Here is a 24,354-nt window from a genome sequence, read left to right as displayed (position 1 = left end):
TTGGTGGGGTTTCAGGGGTTCACCCCGGCGCAGGGAGGTGGAGCCGCGAGCTACGAGAGTTGTTATGCATTCCACCAAGGCCGCAGCGGCACCGTCCAGGCGCTGTCCGGGCCGAGTTTGACGCCCAGGATCTGGTGCAGCTGAACGACATTGCGTTCGAAGCCGAGCTGGCAGCCGGCCATGTAGAGGCCCCAGACCTTGGCGGTGCCGTCGCCGACCTCGTCGACGGCGGCGTCCCAGTTCTTGACCAGGTTGTCGCACCATTCGGCGAGGGTGAGCGCGTAGTGGTAGCGCAGGTTCTCCTCGTGCATCACCTCGAGTCCGACATTCTGGATCTCGCTGATGATGCGGCCGGAGCCCGCCAGCTCACCGTCGGGGAACACGTAGCGGTCGATGAAGTCGCCCGCCTTGGTGATGCGCGTGTTGTCCGGCCGGGTGATGGAGTGGTTGAGGAACAGCCCGCCGACCTTCAGCTTCGACTTGATGAACTCGAAGTAGGCCGGGTAGTTGGCGACGCCGATGTGCTCGGTGAGCCCGATGGACGACACCGCGTCGAACCCGCTCTCGCGCACGTCGCGGTAGTCGGAGTGGCGGACCTCGGCGAGCTCGGAGAGTCCCTCTTCGGCGATCTTGGCCTGCGCCCATTCGGCCTGTTCGGCGGACAGGGTCGCGCCGATGACCTTGACCCCGCGCTTGGCGGCGAACCGCACCATGCCGCCCCAGCCGCAGCCGATGTCGAGCAGCCGGTCACCGGCCTTCAGGTTCAGCTTCTCGAAGACGAGCCGGTACTTGTTCTCCTGCGCCTCTTCCAGGGTCCAGCTCGGATCCCCGTAGGCGGCGCAGGTGTAGGTCATGGACGGGCCGAGCACGTATTCGTAGAACGTGTTGGATACGTCGTAGTGATGGTGGATTGCTTCGGCGTCGCGGGTCTTGCTGTGCCGCAGTCCTTCCAGGGCGATGCGCCGCCAGCGCGGGAGCGTCTCCTGGGGCGGCGGGGCGATCGGCTTGAGCAGATCCCAGCCGAGCGAGCGCGCGATGACCACCAGTTGCAGGGCGGTGGGCCGGCGGAACTTCATGCTCCCCATGGCCTTCAGGAGCTCGTACGGGTCGCCGGGGTGCACGCCGTGGGCGATCAGGTCGCCGGAGATGTAGGCGCGGGCCATGCCCAGATCGCCGGGTGCGGTGGCGATGTAGTTGACGCCGCGCGGCGTCTTGATCTCCAGGCCGAAATCCGAGTCCTGCGGTCCGGTTGTGCTGCCGTCATATGCGGTGATCTTGAGCGGCACGGGCCCGTCGATGAGGGTCTCGAAGATCTCGGCAATGCTGAGTTTTGTTCCGAGTTCTGTGAATACGTCGGAACGATCTTTGAACGTGGTCACTTGCGTTGCACCGCCTTCGAATACAGATCCAGTAAGCGAGAGTCCGGGTCGTAGTGTTGCTTGAGCTCGGCGTAGGTGTCGCCGCCGTAGTACAGGTCGGCGAATTCATCCTTGCCGTAGTACGCGTCCGAATACAGCGATTTGTGACCGTCCAGTTTGGAGACCTGCAGTTCGATGGCGCGGTTGGCCACGCCCTCGCCCTGTCCCGGGACGGTCGGCACGGCCGACCAGAAACCGACGTTCACATACGTACGGTCCGGTTCCAGCGGGTACAGCGGCCACGGCCGTTCCCCGCCGGTGTCGCGCAATCGCAACGGGCACAACCAGATCGGCTCGATCGGAATCTCGCGCAGGAACCACTCCAGGAAATCGGCGGTGCGCTCGATGGGCACCTCGATGTCCTGCACGACCCGTTCCTGCGGCGGATTGCCCTTGCGGGCCTCCAGTTTGTCGCCGATGTGGTACTTGTGATCCAGCGCGATCAGCTTCCAGTAGAAGCTGCTGCGCAGATACTGTTTCGGCCAGAACCGCCGGATGCTCGGATTCTGTGCGCCGAAAGCCCGTGAGCACCAGAACCAATCGGTATCCCAGCGCCACAGGTAGTCCGCGATGGTGAGCCGGTCCCGCTTCGGTTCCTCGGAATCGTGCTGGATCGACCGGTAGAAGATGTTCTTGTCGGTGTAATCGCTGACCGGTCCCGGCTCGTCGGTCTGCCGTCCCACGGTCAGGTAGCACTCGTCGGCGGTGAACACCACGCCGTCGAGGTAGTCGACCTGTTCGCCCGCATAGGAGCGATCCGCGATGATCCGGGCCATGGTGGCCTCGAGCTCGCGCAGGTCGTGAAAGCGTATGTGCCGCAGGGCGACATACGGCTGCACGGTTTCCAGCTCGATCTTCAGCCGGGTGGAGTAGCCGAGCGTGCCGTACGAGTTCGGGAACCCGCGGAACAGGTCCGAGTGCGCGCCGTCGCGGGTGGCGGTGATGATCTCACCGGCGCCGGTCAGCACGTCGATCTCCAGCACCGATTCGTGCGGCAGGCCGTTGCGGAACGAGGTGGATTCGATGCCCAGCCCGGTGACCGCACCACCCAGGGTGATGGTCTTGAGCTGCGGCACCACCAGCGGCGCCAGGCCGTAGCGGAGGGTGGTGGCGACCAGGTCCTCGTAGGTGGTCATGCCCGCCACGTCGGCGGTGCGCGCTCCGGGGTCGACCTTGATGACCTGCGTCAATCCGGACACGTCCAGTCCGGGTGCGGGGTTCTTGGCGCGCGCCCGGAACAGATTCGAGGTCTTCTTGGCCAATCGCACGTTGGCATCCCGTGGGATGGCGCGGTACGAGGCCAGGAGGCGGTCGACTCCGGCTTGGTGCGCGGCGAACCCTGATTCCTGTGCGGCCGGTGCGCGGCCGGCCTTCCCCAACAGACTCACTGCCACCTCGGAAACCTATCGTGCACCGACCGGTACGGCCAGCAGGGGAACCCCGGCGGGGCGGGTTTTCACTCATAGTTTGCATACCAGTCGAAGGGTGCTACCAGCCGCGCTTCGTGGTTATTCCCGCCCGAATCGTGACGATTGTTACGTTAGCTAACGGTTTGATGGAAGGTTCGCCGCAGCCATTCCACATTCGACCGGGTGTGAAACCGGATACCGACTGATCCGGAGAGCTCGAAATCGGGCGTAGCATGACCGGGCGGCAACAGGGGAGACTCTGGATAGCCCGTGGGCCAAGCCTGTTGGTCCATGAGCCGGCACAGTAAGGAGCACATGGTGGGACAGGTCAGCGCCTCCAGTTCGATCGTCGTCACGGCCGATCCGAAGCGCACCCTCGAAGCGATCGCGGACTACGAGACAGTGCGCCCGCGCATCCTCTCCCCGCACTACCGCGACTACAAGGTGGTCGAGGGCGGTAAGGGCGCCGGCACGGTTGCCGAATGGACGCTGCAGGCCACCGAGAAGCGCTCCCGCAATGTGCGCGCCGCCGTCACCGTCTCCGATTCCATGGTGACGGAACGCGATTCGAACTCCTCCATGGTCACCACCTGGACCGTCACCCCCTCCGGCAGCGGCTCCCTCGTCACCGTCCGCACCAGCTGGAAGGGCGCCGGCGGCATCGGCGGCATCTTCGAAGGCATCTTCGCCCCCCTCGGCCTGAAGAAGATTCAGGCCGAGGTGCTGGAGAATTTGAAGCGGGAGCTGGCCTAGCCCTTGGGCTTCTGTCGGAGGCCCGTAACCAAGCCAGTTGGTTGACGAGCCGGCATAGAAGATCCAGGCCGAGGTGCTGGAGAACCTGAAGAAGGAACTCGCTTAAGCCGCTGGACTAGTCAGCAGCGATATCGAAGAGGTTGCCCTCCGGATCGGCGAATGTCGTCCATACGACGCCGTATTCGTCGAAGTCGCCGATGTGCTTGGCGCCGAGGGCAACCGCGCGATCGCGCTGACCGGGCAGATCGTCGGTGTGCAGATCCAGGTGCACGACGTTCTTGCCCGGAGTCTTGTCCCCGACCTGGATGAACATGAGCGTCGGGCCGTCCCCGGTGCGGCCGACGGTCGCGAAGAAGGCATTCGCCTCCGGATCCACCGGGCGTTCCATCAGTTGCGCCCAGAAGCCGGCCAGCTCGGCGGCATTCGCGCAGTCGAAGGTGATGTTGGCGATGTCGAGTGCCATGTCGTGTTCCTTTCAGAGCCGGCCGATGGGCCAGCAGACCTCGGTGCGGTAGTCGGCCGGCTCGGCATCGCCGGGCCCGACCAGGTAGCGCTCGCGGATCGGTTCCGTGAGCGCGGTGTCGTGTTCGGCCACATGGCTGCCCAGAGCGCCGTAGGTGCGGTCGAAATCGGTGAACGGGCCCGCGTGCACCGCGATGGCGAAGCGGCGGGCGGGCAGGTCGAGGACGGCGCCGGAGCGCTGGTGCCGGAAATGTTCCCGGTGCCGCTCGTCGATCGGCACGAAAGCCACCACCACACCCGTGTCCTCCTCGAAGAACTCGGGCGCATAGCTCGCCCCGCCGGGCCCTGCGGGCGCGATGTTCGCGGCGGCGAGGATCTCGTACAGCGTGCCGAAACTGCTCTCGCACCAGACATCGATCGCGTTCCGGGTGACCACGTCGCTGATCGCCAGCACGGGATGGCTCGGGATGGAACGGTATTCGACGCTGATCCGGTGCGACGGCAACAGCAGCGCCTTCAGCGACGCCACCACGTCCCGGGTGCGGGTGAGCTCGGCTTCCATCCGGTCCAGATGCGCCCGCAATGCCGCGTCCCGCGCCGCCTGGGTGGGCGCGTGCAGCACCTCCCGGATCTCCGGCAGCGGCATGTTCAGTTCCCGCAGCCGCCGGATGAGATGCGCCTGATCCACCTGATCGGTCGAATAGAACCGGTAGCCGGAGCTCGGGTCCACCGAGACCGGTTCCAGCAGTTCGACCTCGTGGTAGTACCGCAGCGTCTTCACCGTGAGGTACGTGAGCCGGGAGAACTCACCGATGGGAACGGTTGCCGTCATGCCCTAAGCGAACACTCTCCAGTGACGGGAGAGTCAAGAAACGCCGTGGGCGGCGGCGACTAGGCTGGGTGGCAATCGTCCCCGCAGAGAGGAATCCCCGTGCAGCCCGGTGGAGAGTTCGATATCCAGCAGTTGATGGCCCAGGCCCAGCAGATGCAGCAGGCCGTCATGGCCGCGCAGCAGGAGATCGCGGAGTCCGAGGTGGACGGTGAGGCGGGCGGCGGCCTGGTGCGCGCGAAGATCCGCGCCACCGGCGAGGTGCTGTCGCTGACCATCGATCCCAAGGTGGTGGATCCGGAGGATGTGGAAACGCTGCAGGACCTGGTGATCGGCGCGCTCAACGACGCCATGAACAATGCGCAGCAGTTGGCCGCGGACCGGCTGGGACCGCTCGCGGGCGGGCTCGGCGGCGGCGCGCTCCCCGGTTTCTGAGGGTGTCAGGGGCAAGCCGCGGAGAGGAGGAGGCGTGTACGAGGGTCCGGTACAGGATCTCATCGACGAGCTGGGCAAACTGCCGGGCGTCGGCCCGAAGAGCGCCCAGCGCATCGCCTTTCATCTGCTCTCGGTGGAGCCGCCGGAGATCGATCGGCTCCAGGCGGCCCTGCAGAAGGTGCGGGACGGCGTGCGATTCTGCGCCGTCTGCGGCACGGTCTCCGACGGCGAATTGTGCCGGATCTGCTCGGATCCGCGGCGCGACCGCAGCATGATCTGTGTGGTCGAGGAGCCCAAGGATGTGCAGGCGATCGAGCGCACACGCGAATTCCGCGGCCGCTATCACGTGCTCGGCGGCGCGCTGGATCCGTTGTCGGGCATCGGCCCGGATCAGCTGCGCATCCGGGAATTGCTGACCCGCATCGGAAATCAGGACGACGGCGTCGACGTCACCGAGGTCATCATCGCCACCGACCCCAATACCGAGGGCGAGGCGACGGCCACCTACCTGGTCCGCATGCTCCGGGATTTCCCCGGCCTCAGCGTGACTCGCCTGGCCAGCGGCCTGCCCATGGGCGGCGACCTCGAATTCGCCGACGAATTGACTCTGGGGCGCGCGCTTTCGGGACGTCGAGCGCTCTGACCCTGGGGTTTTCGGGGTCTCAGGGGTTACCCCTGAGAGGCTACGAGAGTTGTCATGTCCAGGTCGGCGGTGCTGGTAGCGCCGCCGGCTGTGGGCAGGGGATGTGCTGGCTGTTCCGGGGTATTTCCGCGCCGGCGCCGCTGGCGTGCAATGCCACAGCAATGGCGAATGTTGCTGCCAGTCCTGCGACAACGGCCAAACCCTTGCGTAACACCGGGGTGCTCAACTTCGGGCGTAGCTTCATAAACCGAATACTACGTCCCGCATATCAAAAGCTGAGTTTTTCCCAATTCAGCGTGTCGAATCGCGCCCGATCGCCGTTCGCCCAATCCCAAATGAGCTGCGACACAATTCGTGCATCATCCGTGACCGCCGCGAAATGCTTTTCCGGTGACCCTTCCCGATATTCGAGGTCATAATGACCGTCCTCGTGCCGGTAGGTCTGGATATAGAACTGATCACCACGATCCGCGATCAGATAAGGACCGGGCACTCCCAGCTCGGGAATCCACAGTTCCACGAGGGCTTTTGTGAGATAAGGGAATTCACCGGCCCCGCCGTGCGTGACTGCCAGTGGTACGGACCCGTCCGGATCGATCAGCCAGGACAGCTGCGGATCGTAGACCGCGTACCCGCGCGGCGTCGCCAGCTCGAAGAGCAGCCCGCGCACATGCCCGATGGCGTCGTACGGACTCGACACGAACAACGCCTCCCCCAGCGCGGCATCGGCGACCGGGCTGACCGCGAGGAAGCTGTCCGCCTCCGGCAGTTCGGCATTGCGCTTGTCGAGTTCGGCCGCGATCTCGGCAATGGCCGCCGCCACCGGTTGCCCGTCCTGGGCGGTCAGGAAACCGTCCACCTGGGTGGCGGTGGAAACGGCGCCGGCGGGGAGTATTACGTGGTCGTAGCTCACCCGGCCAGGCTAGTGTCCGCCCCGAGGTCGAGGCACTCGCACCCCCCGGCTACATCCGAGCAATCGGCGATCCAGGTGTGCCGCAGCCGATCCGGCACGATGCAGGCGGGATCGGTGCATTCCGCGGCGCGGGCGGCGTGCACGATCAGCGTGCCGTGGCAGTGATCGAGGGCCGCTTCGCAGAGCGAGCAGGTGCTCATGCAACTCCTCCAATCGTCTTTACGGTCCTATCACCTCGGTGTGACAACTGTGGGAGGTCACCGCGTGTCGCCCGTGCTGTCGGGAAATACCGCACCGCGGCGCCCTCCTGCGTGGTGCACTGGAGTAATGGGAATCAAGGTTTCCCTCGAACATCGCACGTCCTACACCTTCGACCGCCCCGTGCGTATCCATCCGCACGTGGTCCGGCTGCGGCCCGCGCCGCATACCCGGACCACCATCGAGGCGTATTCCATGCGGGTGTCCCCGGGCGACCATTGGGTGAACTGGCAGCAGGACGCGTTCGGTAATTTCCTGGCGCGCTTGGTCTTCAACGAACCGGCGACGGAACTGTCCATCGTGGTCGGCTTGATCGCCGACATGGACGCCATCAATCCGTTCGACTTCTTCGTGGAGGAGCACGCGGAATACTTTCCGTTCACGTACTCCCCGCAGCTCGCCGCCGATCTGGAACCGTATCTACGGCCCGTGGACGAGGGCGAAACCGGTTCCGGGCCCGGCGCATCGGTGCGTGACTGGGTGCGCGGCCATGCGCCACAGGGCCGCCCGCGCACCATCGACTTCCTCATCGGCCTGAATCAGGCGCTGCGGCAGGATGTCGGGTACACCATCCGGATGGAGCCGGGCGTGCAGACGCCCGATCACACGCTGGGCGCCGCGCTGGGATCCTGCCGAGACTCGGCGTGGCTGCTGGTCTCGATCCTGCGCGAGTACGGCCTGGCCGCCCGCTTCGTCTCCGGCTACCTCATCCAATTGGCCCAGGACGTACCGTCTTTGGACGGCCCGTCCGGCCCGCCCGCCGACTTCACCGACCTGCACGCCTGGACCGAGGTCTACCTCCCCGGCGCCGGCTGGGTCGGCCTCGACGCCACCTCGGGCCTCTTCGCCGGCGAGGGCCACATCCCCCTCGCCGCCACCCCGCACCCGGTCTCCTCCGCGCCCATCACCGGCGCCACCGACCCGGTGAACGCGACCCTCGACTTCTCCAACACGGTCCACCGCATCCACGAGGATCCCCGAGTAACCCTGCCCTACACCGACATTCAGTGGCAGCACATCACCGCCGCCGGCGCGGACATCGACGCGCGCACCCAATCGGCAGGCATTGACCTGACGGTCGGCGGCGAACCCACCTTCGTCTCCATCGACGACCAGACCGCCCCCGAATGGAACACCGAAGCCGACGGCCCCCAAAAACGCGAACGCGCCGCCGACCTGGCCCAGCGCCTCCGCCGCATCTACGCCCCCACCGGCCTTGCCCAATACCGCCAAGGCAAGTGGTACCCCGGAGAACCCTTGCCCCGCTGGGAAATAGCCCTCCTCTGGCGCGGCGACGCCGCCCCCCTCTGGCGCCACCCCGACTTCCTCGACAACCCCTGGCTCCCCCCACACGACCGCCCCACCACCCCACCCAACCGGCTCGACCCGACCGGCAGCGGCAGTCGAGCGAACGTGCTCGACTCGATGCACCACGGTGCGGCAGCGGATTCGGCGGACGCGATCGTCGCGGTTGACGGGGCCGGTGCCGTGAACACGGCCGACGCGGTGATTTCAGGTGACGCGATGGGCATCGGTGTCGGAGTGGATTCGGCGGACGCGATCGACCCGGTGAACACGGCTGGCGCGGTGAATCCAAGCGGTGCGACCGACTCGAGCGGCGCGATGGACGAGGGCGAGGCGATTGAAGCCGGCAACGAGGGGAACCCTCGCGACGCTTCGGACGCGGTCGATGTGATCGATAGTGGCAGCGCCATCGAGGTCGGTGAGGAGTTCGGGATGGCCGACTCTGCCGGCTCCGGTGAGCGCGGTGAACCGCACGAAAAGATGGATGCGGGCTCGATTGCCGCTGCTTCGGGTAAGCGTCGCGCGAAGGCTGCCGAGGAGCAGCGGCGGGCGCATGTTGCGGGGGAGCGGCGCCGGGCGGGTATGACGGACCCGTCGGATCTTGCTGAGGCGCTGGCGGATCAGTATGGCGCGGGAGGGGCGAAAGGTCATCGGGACAGTTCCGTGCTCGATGGCGAGCAGGGGTCGGAAGGTGAACTGCGGCAGCGGATCAATGGGATCGACGAGCGGGCGGGGAGTGGCTCCGGGATGCAGCGCCGGGACGTGGTGGGGGAGCGCCGGAGTCCTCAGGAGGAGGAGAGTGCGGCGGTCGCGACGTTGCCGCGGACCTCTCGTCCCGGGCTGCGGGGATCGGGTGCCGGCCTGACGGAATCCGCTGTCACACAGGCGGAGTCGGAGACTGCTCGGGCGGTGCTCGCTCATATCGCGCAGGGGCTGGGGTTGCCGGACAGTCAGGTGCGGCCTGCCTATGAGGATTCGCTGCTGCGGACGGCGGCGAAAGTGGCTGTGCCGTATGGGGAACCGGTTGATCCGGAGGAAGATCTGGTGCCGGGGGAGGATTCGGCGCAGGCTCGGAAGGAGTTGCTCGCGAGGCTGGATTCTGCCGTCGGTGAGCCGGCCGCTTATGTGTTGTCGCTGTATCGGCGTGCCGATGAGGCCGGGTGGGCGAGTGCGGACTGGCGGTTGCGGCGGGGGCGAATCGTGTTGACGGAGGGGGATTCTCCGGCCGGGCTGCGGTTGCCGCTGCGGTCGATCGCCTGGAACGCACCGCCGCCGCGGCCCGAGGCGGATCCGTTCGCGCCACGGCTGCCGCTGGCTTCGGATGAGCCGCCGGCGATCGTGGAGTCGGCCGCGCGGGCGCCGATCACCGCGCTGGTCGCGGAGGTTCGTGCCGATCGCCTGTTCGTATTCCTGCCTCCCATCGAGGAATTCGGTGCGTTCTGCGATCTGGTGCGCCGGGTGGAGGAGGCGGTGGTGGCGGCCGGGCAGCCGGTTGTGCTGGAGGGTTATGCGCCGCCGGTCGACGGCCGGTTGCATTCGCTGTCGATCACTCCGGATCCGGGTGTGATCGAGGTGAACGTGCAGCCGACCTCGAGTTTCGCCGAACAGTCGCGCTTGCTGGAGACCCTGTACGAGCAGGCGCGGCTGGCCCGGTTGAGCACGGAATCGTTCGATGTGGACGGCACGGATCGCGGGACCGGCGGCGGGAATCACATCACGCTGGGTGGTCGCACGCCGGCGCGTTCGCCACTGCTGCGCCGTCCGGACCTGCTGGTTTCCATGCTCACGTATTGGCAGCGGCATCCGGCGCTCTCGTATCTGTTCTCGGGTCGTTTCATCGGCCCGACCTCGCAGGCGCCGCGTGTCGACGAGGGCCGCGAGGATGTCCTGTACGAGCTGGAGATCGCGTTCGCCGAGATCGCGCGACTGAGCCATCGCGACTCCGGTGTACGCGGCGCTCCCGCAGCCGGACAGCCCGCCCCGCCGTGGGCTGTCGATCGCGCGCTGCGGCATCTGCTCACCGATCTGACCGGCAATACCCATCGTGCCGAGTTCTGTATCGACAAGCTGTACAGCCCGGATTCGGTGCGCGGCCGGCTCGGCCTGGTGGAGTTGCGTGGTTTCGAGATGCCGCCGCATTTCCGCATGGCCATGGTGCAGTCGCTGCTGGTGCGGGCGCTCGTGCTGCGGTTCTGGGAGCAGCCGTACACCGCGCCGCTGCTGCGGCACGGCGCGAATCTGCACGGCCGGTACCTGCTGCCGCATTTCCTGCAGGCCGATATCGCCGATGTCGCGGCCGATCTGCATTCGCACGGTATCGAATTCGATATCAGCTGGCTCGATCCGTTCTTCGAATTCCGTTTTCCGCGCTTCGGCACGGTGGTACTCGGGGATATGGAAGTGGAACTGCGCGGCGCGATCGAGCCGTGGAACACCCTGGGCGAGCAGACCACGGTCGCCGGCACGGCCCGCTATGTGGACTCGTCGGTGGAGCGGCTGCAGGTGCGGGTGGTTGGCGCCGATCGGGGCCGGTATGCGCTGACCTGCAATGATTTCCCGCTGCCGTTGATTCCGGCGGGCCGGGCCGATGTGCAGGTCGCGGGCGTCCGGTATCGGGCATGGCAGCCGCCGGAGTCCCTGCATCCGACGATCACGGTGGACGCGCCGCTGGTGTTCGATGTGGTCGATCTGGATACGGGCCTGTCCCGTGGCGGCTGCACGTATCACGTCAGTCATCCGGGCGGCATGTTCTACGCGGGGCCGCCGGTGAATTCGATGGTGGCGCAATCGCGGCGCAACAGGCGATTCGAGGCCACGGGTCATACGCCGGGGCCGGTCGACATCGCGGAGTTGCGTGCCAGAATGGCTGTACAGGCCACGGACATCGGTGCGCCCGGGATTCTCGATCTGCGCCGGGCGCGCACCGTCTGGGGCGTGGGCGACCGCTAGGCAACCGGGAGCGCCATGACCGATCCAGCCGGACGTTGGACCACCCTCGCCGCCCGGCGTGAGGTCCTCGAGGAATTCGCGAAATATCGTGCCGCCGCGGCCGATACGGGTGGCTTCGACGCCTGCGGGCTGCCCACCGGCGGCTACTACGACGAACTCGCCGACCGCGACGGGCAATTGCGCAGCATGTGGGCCGACCTGTCCGCGGACTTCCTGGACCAGGGACGGGAGGGGCTGCAGCGCATAGACAGCCGGGTGCGGCGTCTCATCGAGGACGACGGCATCACCTACACCGAACTCACCGACGCCACCCAGCCCGCGGCGCCCGCACCGTGGCGGCTGGATCCGATCCCGCTGCTCGTCTCCGATGACGACTGGGCGGAACTGGAAACCGGTGTGGTGCAGCGTTCCCGATTGCTGGACAGGATCCTGGCCGATGTGTACGGGCCGCGCCGCACGCTGACTTCCGGGCTGCTGCCACCGCAGATCGTGTTCGGGCACACCGGATATGTGCGGGCCGCGCACGGGATCACGCTGCCGGGGCGGCATCAGCTGTTCCTGCACGCCTGCGATGTGAGCCGGTGGGGCGACGGCGGATTCCGGGTGCTGGCGGATTGGGCGCAGGCGCCGTCCGGTGCGGGGTATGCGCTGGCGGATCGGCGCGTGGTGTCCGCGGCCATCCCCGAGGCCTTCGAACTGGCCAGCCCCCGGCCGCTCAATCCGTTTGTGCGGGCCATGCGGCTGATGCTGGTGGAATCCGCGCCGCGCACCGCCGATGAGGAACCCGTGGTGGTGGTGCTCAGCCCGGGCGTGCATTCCGAAACCGCCTTCGATCAAGCGCATTTGGCGTCCGTGCTGGGCTTCCCGCTGGTGGAGAGCGCGGATCTGGTGGTGCGGGACGGGCGGCTGTGGATGCGGTCACTCGGCACCCTCGAACGGGTCGATGTGGTGTTGCGGCGCGTGGACGCCGAATTCTCGGATCCGCTGGACCTGCGCCCGGATTCGCGACTCGGTGTGGTCGGGCTGGTGGAAGTGCTGCGGCGCGGCGCGGTCTCCGTGGTCAACACGCTCGGCAGTGGATTGCTGGAAAGCCCCGGGCTGGCCGCCTTCCTCCCGAGGCTGTCCCGCGCCTTGCTCGACGAGGACTTGAAACTGCCTGGCGTGCAGTCCTATTGGGGTGGCGATGAACTGGAACGCACCCACCTCACCACCAACCTGCCCCGCCTCATCCTGCGCTCCACGGTGAACAACGAAACCGTTTTCGGCCCGCTGCTGACGCGCGCCCAGCGCGCGGAATGGCGGGACCGCATCGCCGCCGAAGGCTGGAAATGGGTGGGCCAGGAGCCCGCCCGCTTCTCGGTCGCCCCGGCCGTCGCGGGCTCGGGCGGCCTGGACGCCGCCCCCGTAGCCCTGCGCCTCTTCTCCCTCGCCGGCCGTGTCGGCTATCGCATCATGGCCGGCGGCCTAGGCCAGTCGCATCAGCGTGGCGGTCCCGACGGCATGATCGGCGAAGCCGCCGCCAAGGATGTCTGGGTCCGCGCCGCCCCCACCCCCGTCCCCGCGGTCGAGGTGGTCGAGGAACGCGTCCGCCGCGCCCCCGCCCGCCCGGCCCTGGACGTGATCAGCTCCCCCCGCGTCCTCGACGACCTCTTCTGGCTGGGCCGCTACGGCGAACGCGCCGAGGCCACGGTCCGCCTCCTCTCCGCCATCCACGACCGCTACCAGGACTACCGCTACCGCCCCTGGCTGGACGGCGCCGAAGCCATGCCCATCCTCATCACCGCCCTCTCCCGCATGACCGGCTCCACACCCCCCGCCCCGAAACGCCCCGCAACCCAACCACTTTCCCCCGCCCGCCGCCGACGCCAGTCGGAAGCAGCCGCTGCCGCCCTGTCGGCCCAGACCCAAAGCAGCACTGGTCAGACCCAGTCCGCCGGCGGCCAGAGCCAAACCCAGGACCCGGTCGGACAGAGCCGAAGTGGCAGTGACCTGACCGCGAGCCCGAGCGCCGGGAGCCAGACCGCGAGCGAGGGCAGTCATGACCAAAGTCAGAGCCAGAGCAGCGGTCGCCAGGTCCATGGTGGTGGCCAGAGTCAAGGCAGTGGTGGCCAGAGCCAGAGCCAGGGCAGTGGTGGCCAGAGCCAGAGCCAGGGCAGTGGTGGCCAAAGTCAGGGTGGTGGTGGCCGAGCGGAGGGATTCGGTGGCCGGTCCGACAGTGCCGCCGAGGCGGCCGCTGTGGCTGCCGGTGAGGTGAAGCCGGTGCGGCGGGAGTACTCCGATGAGCCGACGGTGCCGATTGCGTTGCCGGGGGCTTCGCGGCGGGATCACGAGTATCTGGTGTCGCTGACGATCGATCGGGAGTTGCCCGGGTCGCTGGCGTTCGCGGTGGAGCGGTATGCGAAAGCGGCTCGGGCGGTGCGGGATCAGTTGTCGCAGGACACGTGGATGGTGCTGGGGGCGATCGATCGGGCGTTGTCGGAGTATCGGGGCGGGCGCGGGGATCGGGGGGCGGCGCTGGCGGCGGTGCATTCGCGGACGCTGGCGGCGTTGCTGTCGCTGGCGGGGATCGATGCGGAATCGACTGTGCGGGACAGTGGCTGGCATGTGATGGATATCGGGCGGCGGGTGGAGCGGGCGCTGGCGTTGACTTCTTTGCTGGCGGCGGCGTTCACCGAGTCCTATCCGGAGGAGGTCGGCCGGGTGGTGACGGAGGCGGTGTTGCAGGCCACGGTGTCGTCGGTGAGTTATCGCCGCCGGCACCGGGATTCGGTGAGTATCACCGCGCTGGCCGGGTTGCTGCTGTTCGACGAGCACAATCCCCGCTCTCTCGCCTACCAGCTGGATCGTCTGGAAGCCGATCTGAGCGTCCTGCCCGCCGCCTCGGGATCGTCTCGGCCGCAACGACTCTTGACCGATGCCCAGCGCATGCTGCGCCGCGTCGATCCCGCCGATCTGGAGACCACGGACGCCGAGGGCCGTCGCACCGAACTGGCCGAACTGCTGGACGGCGTGAACCTGCGGCTGCGCAAGATCTCCGAATCCTTCGAGGCCACCAGGCTGGCGGCGCCGGGCGAGATCCAGCCGCTGTGGGGTTCCACCCGGGTGGTGGGATGAGCAGTCAGGGGCCGGAGGCGGGAGCTTGCGTAACCACGCAGGCCCCCTGCTCATCCCGGATGGGGGCAGCATGAGCGAGCCGCGGCGTTATCGGGTGCTGCACCGCACCATCTACGTGTATTCGGATACGGTCACCAGCTCGTACGGCCGGGCGTTCCTGACGCCGCGCGAGTTCCCGGGTCAGCGTCTGCTGTCCCATGAGGTGCATGTGGATCCGGTGCCGTCGGATCGGTCGGTCGGCACCGATGTCTACGGCAATACCACCCTGTATTTCCATGTGACATCGGAACATCGGCGGCTGGAGGTGACCGGTGAATCGGTGGTCGAGGTGGCTGCCCCGGCCGTGCCGGGCGCCGCGACCCCGTGGGAGCAGGCCCGCCCGTATTCCGGAAACGGTCCCCTCGCAGTGGAATTCACCCTCGACCTGAATCCGCCGGAGATCATTCCCGAGGTCGCGGCGTATGCCGCCGAATCCTTTCCGCCGGGTCGTCCGCTGCCGGAGGCGGTCACCGAACTGACGTCCCGGATCTACACCGACTTCACCTACAAGTCCGGTTCGACCACGGTCAGCACCAGCGTCGCCGACGTTTTCGCCGCCCGGAAGGGTGTATGCCAGGATTTCGCCCGCCTCGCCATCGCGTGCCTGCGTTCCCAGGGTCTGGCCGCGCGCTATGTCTCCGGTTATCTCGCGACGGACCCGCCGCCCGGTAAGCCGCGCATAGTCGGCGCGGACGCCACCCACGCCTGGGCGGCGGTCTGGCTGCCCACAGGCGGGCCGGGCCGCTGGCTCGGTTTCGACCCGACCAACGATCAGTTCGCCAACGAGCGCTACGTGACCCTGGCCTGGGGTCGCGACTACGCGGATGTGCCGCCGTTGCGCGGCATCATCTACACCGACGCGAAGGAGAGCACGATCACGGTGTCGGTGGATGTGGCCCCGGTCGATACTTCCCCGATTGATGTGGCCGCGGCGGAGGTATAGCCGTCCCATGCGCGACTTCCACTGCTCCGAATGCGGCCAGCAGCTGGCCTTCGAGAACTCTCTGTGCCTGCATTGCCGTAGCCCGCTCGGTTTCAGCCTGCCCGAGCGCGCGCTGGTGATCTCCGACGGCGAGTATCGTCCGTGCGCCAACCTGCAAGTGGCTCAATGCAACTGGTTGGTATCCGCGACGGACACCGCGGACCTGTGCGAATCCTGCCGCCTCACCCGCACCCGCCCGGCCGACCAGGACGACAAGTGGCTGGCCGCCTTCGCCGACGCCGAGGCCGCCAAACGCCGCCTGATCCTGGAACTCTCCGAACTCGGCCTGCCCCTGACCGGCCGCGACGCCGATCCGGACCACGGCCTCACCTTCGACCTCCTCGCCAGCGCCCGCGAACAGGTCTTCACCGGCCACGACAACGGCGTCATCACCCTCGACCTGGCCGAGGGCGACGATGTGCACCGCGAACAGCTGCGTGTCGAGATGGCCGAGCCGTACCGCACGCTGCTCGGCCACTTCCGGCACGAGATCGGGCACTACTACTTCCCGATCCTGGTCACCCCAGCCGACCGGGACCGCTGCTCCGAACTCTTCGGTGATCCGGATCTCGACTACCAGGCGGCGCTCGACCGCCACTACGCCGAAGGCCCGCCGCCGGGCTGGGAGTCGACGCACGTCTCCTCGTACGCGACCATGCATCCCGCCGAGGATTGGGCCGAGACCTTCGCCCACTACCTGCACATCCGCGACACCCTCGACACCGCGGCCGCTTTCGGTTTCGCGCCCGCCGGGGCGACGCTGGACAGCGCGCAGCCGGGTCGGGCCGGGTTCGATCGCATCATCGAGCTCTGGCTGCCGCTGGCATGGGCGCTCAACATGATGAATCGCGCCATGGGCCATCCGGATCTGTATCCCTTCGTGCTGGCGGGCCCGGTTCTCGACAAAATGCGCGTCATCCACGAACTCTGCGCGGCGGCCGCGCGGTAGATGCCACACTCGGAGTGTGGCCCCCGCCTCCCCGAATCACGGTCATCTATTTCGGACCTGTAAACTCGTGGACATCATGCAGCGGGCACTTCTTCTCCTCGGCCGCCGCGACGGGTTCTGATACGGACCGGCTCCCGTCGCGGGTGTTCGTCGTGCCGGTCTACCCACACCCTGGGATCCAGCCACACCTTCGGAGATAAATCGCCATGTCCCCTGCTGACGCATTCGTATCCGGTACCCGCACCATCACCGTGCCGGCCAAGCCTGCTCCCGCCGATCAGCCGGCCTGGAACAAGCAGAAGAACTCTTCCATGCCGACCTTCCGGTATCGGCCGTTCGCCGATGAGGTCGAGCCCATCTCGGTGCCCGACCGCACCTGGCCGGACAAGATCATCGACCGGGCGCCCGCCTGGTGCGCCGTCGACCTGCGTGACGGCAATCAGGCCCTGATCGACCCGATGAGCCCCGCCCGCAAGCGCCGCATGTTCGATCTGCTGGTTCGCATGGGCTACAAGGAGATCGAGGTCGGCTTCCCGTCCGCCTCGCAGACCGACTTCGATTTCGTCCGCGAGATCATCGAGGACGGCGCGGTTCCCGACGACGTCACCATCCAGGTGCTGACCCAGTGCCGGCCCGAGCTGATCGAGCGCACCTTCGAGGCCTGCAACGGCGCACCGCACGTGATCGTGCACTTCTACAACTCGACCTCGATCCTGCAGCGGCGCGTGGTGTTCCGCGCGGACCGCGCGGCCGTCAAGAAGATCGCCACCGACGCCGCCACCCTGTGCCTGGAGGTCGAGCAGCGGTACCCCGACACCAACTGGCGCTACGAGTACAGCCCGGAGTCCTACACCGGCACCGAACTGGACTACGCCCGCGAGGTGTGCGACGCGGTCTCGGAGATCATCCAGCCGACCCCGGCCAAGCCGCTGATCATCAACCTGCCCGCCACCGTCGAGATGGCCACGCCCAACGTGTACGCCGACTCCATCGAGTGGATGCACCGCAACCTGGCCCGCCGCGACTCCATCGTGCTGTCGCTGCACCCGCACAACGACCGCGGAACCGCCGTCGCCGCAGCCGAATTGGGCTACCAGGCCGGCGCGGACCGCATCGAGGGCTGTCTGTTCGGCAATGGCGAGCGCACCGGCAATGTCTGCCTGGTGACGCTGGGCATGAACCTGTTCTCCCGCGGCGTGGACCCGCAGATCGACTTCAGCAATATCGACGAGATCCGCCGCACGGTCGAATACTGCAACCAGCTGCCCGTCGCGGAACGCCACCCGTACGGCGGCGACCTGGTGTACACCGCCTTCTCCGGCTCGCACCAGGACGCCATCAACAAGGGCCTGGACGCCATGAAGGCCACGGCCGACGCCGCGGGCGAGGACGTCGCCGACATCACCTGGGAGGTCCCGTACCTGCCCATCGACCCGAAGGACGTCGGCCGCACCTACGAGGCCGTCATCCGGGTGAACTCGCAGTCCGGCAAGGGCGGCGTCGCCTACATCATGAAGACCGATCACGGCCTGGTGCTGCCGCGCCGGCTGCAGATCGAGTTCTCGCAGGCCATCCAGCGCATCACCGACGGTGAGGGCGGCGAGGTCACCCCGAAGGAGATGTGGGATGTCTTCTCCGAGGAGTACCTGACCCCGATCCTGCCGCTGGAGCGCATGCGCCAGAAGGTCACCGCGTCCGAACTGGACGGCGGCGTCGACCACATCGAGGCGGTCGTCAAGGTCGAGGGTGTCGAGCAGGAGATCTCCGGTGAGGGCAACGGCCCGCTCGCCGCGTTCATCGACGCCCTGGCCACCATCGGCTACGACGTCCGCATCCTGGACTACAGCGAGCACGCCATGTCCGCCGGCGACGACGCGCAGGCCGCCTCCTACGTCGAGGTCGCGTTCGGCGACAAGGTCACCTGGGGCGTCGGCATCGCGACCTCCATCACCACCGCTTCGCTGCGGGCCGTGGTGTCCGCGGTCAACCGCGCGGCGCGCTGAGCTGTCCCGCCTCTCCGCGACTTCAGCGCGCGGCTGAGAGCCGCTGCCCGTCTCGCATGCGGGCATGCGGTCGGGTGCCGAAACCATTCTGGACGTCCCCGGGGAGTTACCCGGCCCTCACGAAATCAGTTGTCGCGTTCGAGAAGGCCGGGTTCCCCTGCTAGCGTTGGGACGCATTAGCGCCGAGCTCTCTGTTCGAGCTGTCGAGCAGATGGGGGACACGTGACCACGAAAGATCAGAATTCGACCGCGCAGCCCGGAACGGGCACGCCGGGTGAGGCCGACGACGCCGTCAAGGCGGCGGAGGCCGACGCCGCGGCGGCCGCGGACGGCCACACCGCACCGAAGGACGGAGCCGACTCCGAGGAGCAGGTGGCCGGGTTCTTCCCGCCGGTGCCGGATTCGATCGATCAGACGACCGTCTTCAACCCGGACGGTACGCCGCCCTTCGCCGGTCAACCCGGGCAGCCGGGCTTTCCGCCCTACGCCGGACCGGGCGAGGGACCGAATCCGTTCGCGCCGGGTGGCCCCGGACCGCATCCGTTCGCACCCGGTGACGGGCCGAATCCCTTTGCGCCGCAGGGACCGTACGGTTCGCCGTATCCGGGCGGGCCGCAGGACGGGCCGTTCGCCGCGCCGGGGCCCAACGGCCCGTTCCCGGGGCAGCCCGGGTTCCCGCCCACCGGCAACTTCCAGATGCCGGACGGCGGCCAGTTCGCGCCGCCGCCGAATCCCGGTGCGCCCGGGGCGTTTCAGGCGCCCGGACCCTACGGTGAAGTGCGGGACGAGACCCCGTACGGCGAGATCCGGCAGGAGATCGGCAGCGACGGCATGGTCCGGCGCGTGTTCCCGGAGCAGCAGGGCGATCAGCCGGGTCCCGAGCAGGGGCACTTCGGCGGGCCCGGGCAGCCGGGGCAGTTCGCGCCGTCCAATGATCAGCCGGGCGGGCCCATCTACAGCTGGTCGCCGCCGCCCGCGGCGCCGCAGCAGCAGCAAGGCCCGCAGCAGGGGCCGCCGCCGGGCTGGAACGGGCAGCCGCCGCAAGGTTTTCCGCAGCAGCCGGGCTTTCCGCAGCAGCCCGGATATCAGCCGGGCGGGTTCGGGCAGCAGCCTCCGCCTCCCGGGCATTCGGTCAATGACCTGAACCTGTTGAAGCGGGCGCGTCGTGCGCCGCGTAGCGGGTGGCGGCGGGCCGTGCACAAGGTGTCGGGTGGCGCCATCAATCCGGGTGAGTCGTCGGCGGATATCGTCTACTCGCAGCTGGTGGATCGGGTCAATCAGCCGGTGCGCGGCGACTATCGGATCGCGATCCTGTCGCTGAAGGGCGGTGTCGGAAAGACCACCACCACGGTCGGTCTGGGCTCCACCTTCGCGTCGCTGCGCGGTGACCGGGTGATCGCGATCGACGCCAATCCGGACCTCGGTACGCTGGCGCATCGCGTGCCCCGGCAGACCCGCTCCACGGTGCGGAATCTGCTGGAGGACAACCACATCAGCCGCTACTCGGACGTGCGCGCGCACACCTCGCAGGCGCCGAGTCGGCTGGAAGTGCTTGCCTCCGAGCAGGATCCGGCGGTGTCGGAGGCCTTCTCGGAGGCCGATTACCGCAAGGCGATCGGCATCCTGCAGCAGTTCTACAACATCATCCTCACCGACTGCGGTACCGGTCTGATGCATTCGGCCATGGCCGGTGTGCTGGATATGGCGAGCTCGCTGGTGCTGGTTACCTCGCCCGCCATCGACGGTGCGCGCAGTGCGTCGGCGACGCTGGACTGGCTGGACCATCACGGCTACCACAAGCTGGTGGAACGAACCGTGGTGGTGGTCAACGCCTCCCGCAAGGGTTCCTCCACGGTGGACCTGGACCAGCTCCGTAAACTGTTCCTGGACCGCACCCGCGCCGTCCAGGTCGTCCCCTTCGACGACCACCTCGCGGAAGGCGCCGAGATCGACCTGGAACTGGTCTCGAAACCCACCCGCCGCGCCCTCCTGGAACTGGCCGCCATGGTCGCCGACGATTTCGGCTACCACGCCCAGCAGCACCAGGGCTTCCCGCCCCAGCACTGACCCGTAACGAAAAACGCAGCCCCGCAGCAGAAGCCGCGGGGCTGCGTCGTTCACCGGGAGTGGGCGGTGCCGCCGCTCGGGGTTGCGCTGCAGCTCAGGGGCTGGATGCTCGCGCGGTTCGCCACTCCTACCTCCCAGCCCGCATCCCCCGCAGCCGCACCGCTGCGGGGGATGTTCACTGCTTCGGTCAGGCGTGGACCAGGGGGGAGAGGGCGCGGCCGGCGAGTTCGACGGTGCCGGACTCGTGGCCGTTGGTGACCAGGTTGACGATGATGCCGTCGATGCCCTGGTCCAGGACGCGGGTCTGGATCTGCTCGGCGACCTGGTCGGGGGTGCCGGCGAACTGGCGGTCGGCGATGGTCCGGCGGAGGGATTCCGTCGGGAGCGCCGACAGGTCGGTGATGCCTTGGCGGGCAAGGATTTCGGCCTGCGCCTTGCGGGCGCGGTCACCGTCCTCGTCGACGATGACGAAGGCCAGGAAGCTGGTTTCCAGGGTCTTCGGGTCGCGGCCCACCTCGTCGCAGCGGGCGTGCAGGGCATCCAGCTTGCGCGGGAGTTCCGAGGCGTTGCAGATGATGTTGAGGTGATCGGCGAACCGCGCCGCCATGCCGAAGGTCTTCTTCTCGCCGCCGCCACCGAGCAGGATCGGCAGGTCGTCGCGCACGCGCGGCTCGTTCATGGCGTCGTTGGTGTGGTACCACTTGCCGTCGAAGGTGGAGCGCTGCCCGCGCAGCATGGGCGTGATGATCTGCAGCGCCTCCTCCAGCCGCTCGAAACGTTCGGTGAAGGTGCCGAATTCGAAGCCGTAGGCCTGATGTTCGAGCTCGAACCAGCCCGCGCCGATGCCCAGCACGGCCCGCCCGCGGCTCACCATGTCCAGGGTGGTGACGGTCTTGGCGGTGAGCGCCGGATTCCGGTAGGTGTTCCCGGTCACCAAGGCGGACAATTGGATTCGCTCGGTGGAGGCGGCCAGGCCGGACAGCGCGGTGTACGCCTCCAGCATGGGTTCGTTCGGCTCGCCGATCACCGGCAACTGGTAGAAGTGGTCCATGACGAACGCGGCGTCGAACCCCGCCGCCTCCGCCTCGCGTGCCTGCGCAATGACCGCCGGGAACAGGTCCTTGGGCGCGACACCGTAGCTGAAGTTGGGCATTTGGTATCCGAGGCGAATGCTCATGCCGCAACGCTATGACTTGGAGTGCGCTCCAAGTCAACCTCCGAAACTCGCCGCGAGTCGTGGACGGTGAGTCGTAGACTCGGCACATCCAGTGTCTGGCCTCAGCCAGTGAACCGAGGAATGCCATGACTGCAACCGCCCCGGATGCGATCGCGTCGATCGTCGTCGAGCAGGATGCGAAACGAGTCTGGACGGCCCTGACCGATCCGGCCGAGATCTGCCACTACTTCTTCGGCACCCAGGTGATCACCGACTGGACGGTCGGCGGAACCATCGTGTTCCAGGGGGAATGGCAGGGCAAGACCTACCGCGACCACGGAAGCATCCTCGCATTCGACCCACCCCACCAGGTCACCATGACCCACTACAGCCCGCTCACCGGCCTCCCCGACCTGCCGGAGAACTACCACACCGTCAGCTACCTGCTCGAACCCGCGCCCGAGGGCACCACGGTCACCATCCGCCAGAGCGGCAATCGCAGCGTCGGCGAGGTCACCGAGTCCGAGCGCACCTGGAACCTGGTCCTGACCAACCTGAAGAACTACCTGGCACAGGACTGATCGCAGGTCAGGACGGTAACCGGCAGCGGACTGGCCGGGTTCCGGCAGAGGGCAGGCCGGTTCAGGACGGCTCGGCGGTAGCGCGCTCCGCGGCAGACCGGAACGCCGCGAGAACCGCGGCAACGGCCGGCCGCTTCTCGGCGTGCGGCCGAGTGGCCAAGTCGTAGACGCGCGCCGCGCGAACGCCGGCCAAGCGCAGCATCACCAGGTCCGGGTGCCGGACGGCATGCCGGGGCATGAGCGCGACGCCGTACCCGGAAGCCACCAGCGCTTCGATCACACTGAACTCGCTGAGCCGCTGCGCAATCCGTGGCTGCACACCGGTGATCGTGGCAATCGACCGCAGCACATCGTCCACCGGAAACCCGCTCCGCACACTGATCCAGGTCTCATCGGCAAGCTCCCCCGGCACCACCGCGCCCTTGCTCGCCAGCCGATGCCCGGCCGCCACCGCCACATCGATCGGCTCCCGCATCAGCAACCGCGACGCAACCCGAGGCCCCGTGATCGACAGCGACCGCTCGTCCCGATGAGTCAGCACCACATCGTAATCAGCCAGCAACCGAGGCACCTCGGAAGAAGGCACATCCTCATCCCGCGCAACGACTTCCACCCCACTCCCCGCCAATTCGGCCAGCACCCGAGGCAGCAACAACGCCGCCCCCGAAGGAAACAACGCCACCCGCACCTGCCCCCGAGGCGACCCCCGATAAGAAGCCATCTCCGTAGCCGCCCGCTCCATAGCCGCCAGCACCTCATCCGCCCGCACCACCAACGCCCGCCCCGCATCGGTTAGCCGCACCCGCCGCCCGTCCGGCTCCAGCAACGCCACCCCCGCCTCCCGCGCCAAAACCTTCAACTGCTGCGAAACCGCCGAAGGCGTCATAGAAAGCGCCTCCGCCACCGCCGCCACCGTCCCCCGATCCGCCAACTCCCTGAGCACCCGCAACCTCTCGACCGACATGAGCGCCCCACCAACCCGCCCAACCGCCTTCGCTTCAACAGTCGCCGATTCCCCTGGCACCTCATCGATTTCGTCGAGCAACACAACGCGGTCCCCAACCGGCCCCCCAGCATCACCCGCCCGATCCGCTGCTCTACCCGCCGAGCCCGTTCCCCCGCCCGCCGGGCTCACGATTTCGGCGACCGGGCCCGCAGTCTCCTCGGAGTGTGGCGCAATGTTTTCGCGTGATGCTGCGGCGTTGCTCATCGCCGCGGCAGTAGCTTCCCGTTGCGCACGGGCCTCACCGGGAGGCGTTGCGACCTCGTCGGCGGATGTTGTCATCTTGGGCTGAGGTGCCGGGATTCGGCCGTGTGGACCCATGGTTTCGCCGAGGGGCGCAACGGTTTCGGCGCCGACGGCGGGGTTTCCATGGCGGTCGATGGCGGGGAGCGCTGCTGCTACACCATCGATCCCCGCCATGGCGTCGAGATCGACAATGGGCATTTCCATTGCGGCAGGGCTGTTTACGGCTGCCGTGGCGCTCGCCAGGTCGCTGGGGACTTCCGGTGCGGCTGTGACAATAGGCGGCCTCGGGGATCTGGATCGCACTCGCCGGGGTTGCGGGGCGCGCAGCCCTGCGGTCGGCAGGCTGGGGCTCGGGTCTGCGCCGCGTGTGGCGTCCGGCTCGTGGGGGGTGCTATCCGAGTCGTCGGTACGACGCTCCGGGGTGCTCGCGAGTGCGTCGCCAGGTTGCTCCGACCTGCCCTCGGATGCGTTGGTGGACTGGGCTTTCGGATTGGTGGGCCGGTGTGGTGCGCCCTCGTGGCGGCGGGGAGTCCGCTCGGGTGGGTTCGCGGAGCGCTCCGATGTGTTCTCGAATGCCTTGATGTGGTTTGCTGGATCTTCGCCGGAGTTGGGGCTGGGGGTTTGGGGTGAGGCGGTTGGGCGGACTCGGCGGGGTGGGGGTGGGGTGCGGGGGGTGGGGGTGGCTGGGAGGGTTTCGGTGGGGTGTTGGCCGGGGAGGCCGGGGAGGGGGCGGGTGTGCGGGGGTGGTGGGGTGGGGCTGGGTCTGGCGGGGTCGGGCATAGGTAAGTTGTACTACATCGTTTGTGCAGAACAATTCGATTGTTCTTACTTATTGGTGGT

18 protein-coding genes are annotated in these 24,354 nt (G+C 67.7%); 10 read left to right on the top strand and 8 right to left on the bottom strand.

All coding sequences use genetic code 11. From position 1 onward, the window contains the following. Positions 1-62: 62 nt before the first annotated feature. Together ACH438_RS16065 and ACH438_RS16060 are read right to left on the bottom strand one after the other, a co-directional pair. Entirely contained in the window at positions 63-1,379 is a 1,317-nt protein-coding gene (locus ACH438_RS16065; RefSeq protein ID WP_397005680.1) for a class I SAM-dependent methyltransferase, read from the bottom strand. After that, entirely contained in the window at positions 1,376-2,806 is a 1,431-nt protein-coding gene (locus ACH438_RS16060; protein ID WP_397006041.1) for an FAD-binding oxidoreductase, read from the bottom strand. The genes ACH438_RS16065 and ACH438_RS16060 overlap by 4 nt, the downstream gene beginning before the upstream one ends. Positions 2,807-3,145: 339 nt before the next feature. Here ACH438_RS16060 and ACH438_RS16055 point away from each other — a divergent pair, with 339 nt between their 5' ends. Continuing rightward, entirely contained in the window at positions 3,146-3,580 is a 435-nt protein-coding gene (locus ACH438_RS16055; RefSeq protein WP_397006039.1) for an SRPBCC family protein, read from the top strand. Between the two features lie 115 nt (positions 3,581-3,695). Here the strand turns inward: ACH438_RS16055 and ACH438_RS16050 are convergent, their stop codons facing one another. Then, complete coding sequence (locus ACH438_RS16050) at positions 3,696-4,043, bottom strand: VOC family protein (protein ID WP_397005678.1); 348 nt, start codon at positions 4,041-4,043, stop codon at positions 3,696-3,698. A gap of 12 nt (positions 4,044-4,055) precedes the next feature. Further along, complete coding sequence (locus tag ACH438_RS16045) at positions 4,056-4,874, bottom strand: MerR family transcriptional regulator (protein ID WP_397005676.1); 819 nt, start codon at positions 4,872-4,874, stop codon at positions 4,056-4,058. Between the two features lie 99 nt (positions 4,875-4,973). Here ACH438_RS16045 and ACH438_RS16040 point away from each other — a divergent pair, with 99 nt between their 5' ends. Next, positions 4,974-5,306 (top strand): YbaB/EbfC family nucleoid-associated protein, encoded by a 333-nt coding sequence (locus ACH438_RS16040; protein WP_397005674.1) that lies wholly within the window; start codon positions 4,974-4,976, stop codon positions 5,304-5,306. Between the two features lie 34 nt (positions 5,307-5,340). Further along, positions 5,341-5,949: a recombination mediator RecR gene (gene recR / locus ACH438_RS16035; protein WP_397005672.1), complete on the top strand. Its 609-nt coding sequence runs from the start codon at positions 5,341-5,343 to the stop codon at positions 5,947-5,949. A gap of 268 nt (positions 5,950-6,217) precedes the next feature. On the opposite strand, the gene ACH438_RS16030 is transcribed toward recR, so the two are convergent. After that, positions 6,218-6,862 carry a hypothetical protein gene (locus ACH438_RS16030; RefSeq protein ID WP_397005670.1) on the bottom strand — a complete coding sequence of 215 codons (645 nt, stop codon included), beginning with the start codon at positions 6,860-6,862 and terminating at the stop codon, positions 6,218-6,220. Further along, the gene (locus ACH438_RS16025; RefSeq protein ID WP_397005668.1) at positions 6,859-7,062 is read right to left on the bottom strand and encodes a hypothetical protein; all 204 of its coding nucleotides are present in this window, start codon (positions 7,060-7,062) and stop codon (positions 6,859-6,861) included. The genes ACH438_RS16030 and ACH438_RS16025 overlap by 4 nt, the downstream gene beginning before the upstream one ends. Positions 7,063-7,189: 127 nt before the next feature. On the opposite strand from ACH438_RS16025, the gene ACH438_RS16020 reads away from it, so the two are divergent. The 6 genes from ACH438_RS16020 (at position 7,190) to ACH438_RS15995 (ending at position 20,528) form a co-directional block, all read left to right on the top strand. Beyond that, entirely contained in the window at positions 7,190-11,374 is a 4,185-nt protein-coding gene (locus ACH438_RS16020) for a transglutaminase family protein (RefSeq protein WP_397005666.1), read from the top strand. Between the two features lie 15 nt (positions 11,375-11,389). Beyond that, positions 11,390-14,488: a circularly permuted type 2 ATP-grasp protein gene (locus ACH438_RS16015; RefSeq protein WP_397005664.1), complete on the top strand. Its 3,099-nt coding sequence runs from the start codon at positions 11,390-11,392 to the stop codon at positions 14,486-14,488. A gap of 70 nt (positions 14,489-14,558) precedes the next feature. Next, a complete protein-coding gene (locus tag ACH438_RS16010; RefSeq protein ID WP_397005662.1) occupies positions 14,559-15,470 on the top strand; it encodes a transglutaminase N-terminal domain-containing protein in 912 nt (303 codons plus the stop codon). A 7-nt stretch (positions 15,471-15,477) separates the two neighbouring features. Continuing rightward, a complete protein-coding gene (locus ACH438_RS16005; protein WP_397005660.1) occupies positions 15,478-16,458 on the top strand; it encodes a putative zinc-binding metallopeptidase in 981 nt (326 codons plus the stop codon). Positions 16,459-16,664: 206 nt separating this feature from the next. Next, positions 16,665-18,461, top strand: coding sequence for a 2-isopropylmalate synthase (gene leuA / locus ACH438_RS16000; RefSeq protein ID WP_397005658.1), 1,797 nt, complete (start codon positions 16,665-16,667; stop codon positions 18,459-18,461). Positions 18,462-18,683: 222 nt separating this feature from the next. Next, positions 18,684-20,528: an AAA family ATPase gene (locus ACH438_RS15995; RefSeq protein ID WP_397005656.1), complete on the top strand. Its 1,845-nt coding sequence runs from the start codon at positions 18,684-18,686 to the stop codon at positions 20,526-20,528. 187 nt (positions 20,529-20,715) lie between these two features. Here the strand turns inward: ACH438_RS15995 and ACH438_RS15990 are convergent, their stop codons facing one another. After that, on the bottom strand, positions 20,716-21,705 hold the full coding sequence (locus tag ACH438_RS15990; RefSeq protein WP_397005654.1) for an LLM class F420-dependent oxidoreductase: 990 nt from the start codon (positions 21,703-21,705) through the stop codon (positions 20,716-20,718). Between the two features lie 125 nt (positions 21,706-21,830). Between ACH438_RS15990 and ACH438_RS15985 the strand changes: the two genes are divergently transcribed. Further along, positions 21,831-22,265, top strand: a complete 435-nt coding sequence (locus ACH438_RS15985; RefSeq protein ID WP_397005652.1) for an SRPBCC family protein — start codon at positions 21,831-21,833, stop codon at positions 22,263-22,265. 61 nt (positions 22,266-22,326) lie between these two features. Here the strand turns inward: ACH438_RS15985 and ACH438_RS15980 are convergent, their stop codons facing one another. Further along, the gene (locus tag ACH438_RS15980) at positions 22,327-23,229 is read right to left on the bottom strand and encodes a LysR family transcriptional regulator (protein ID WP_397005648.1); all 903 of its coding nucleotides are present in this window, start codon (positions 23,227-23,229) and stop codon (positions 22,327-22,329) included. Between the last annotated feature and the right edge of the window lie 1,125 nt (positions 23,230-24,354).

This window comes from Nocardia sp. NPDC020380 (genome assembly GCF_044386975.1).
Taxonomy (GTDB): domain Bacteria; phylum Actinomycetota; class Actinomycetes; order Mycobacteriales; family Mycobacteriaceae; genus Nocardia.
This window is presented reverse-complemented; position numbering and strand designations above follow the sequence as displayed.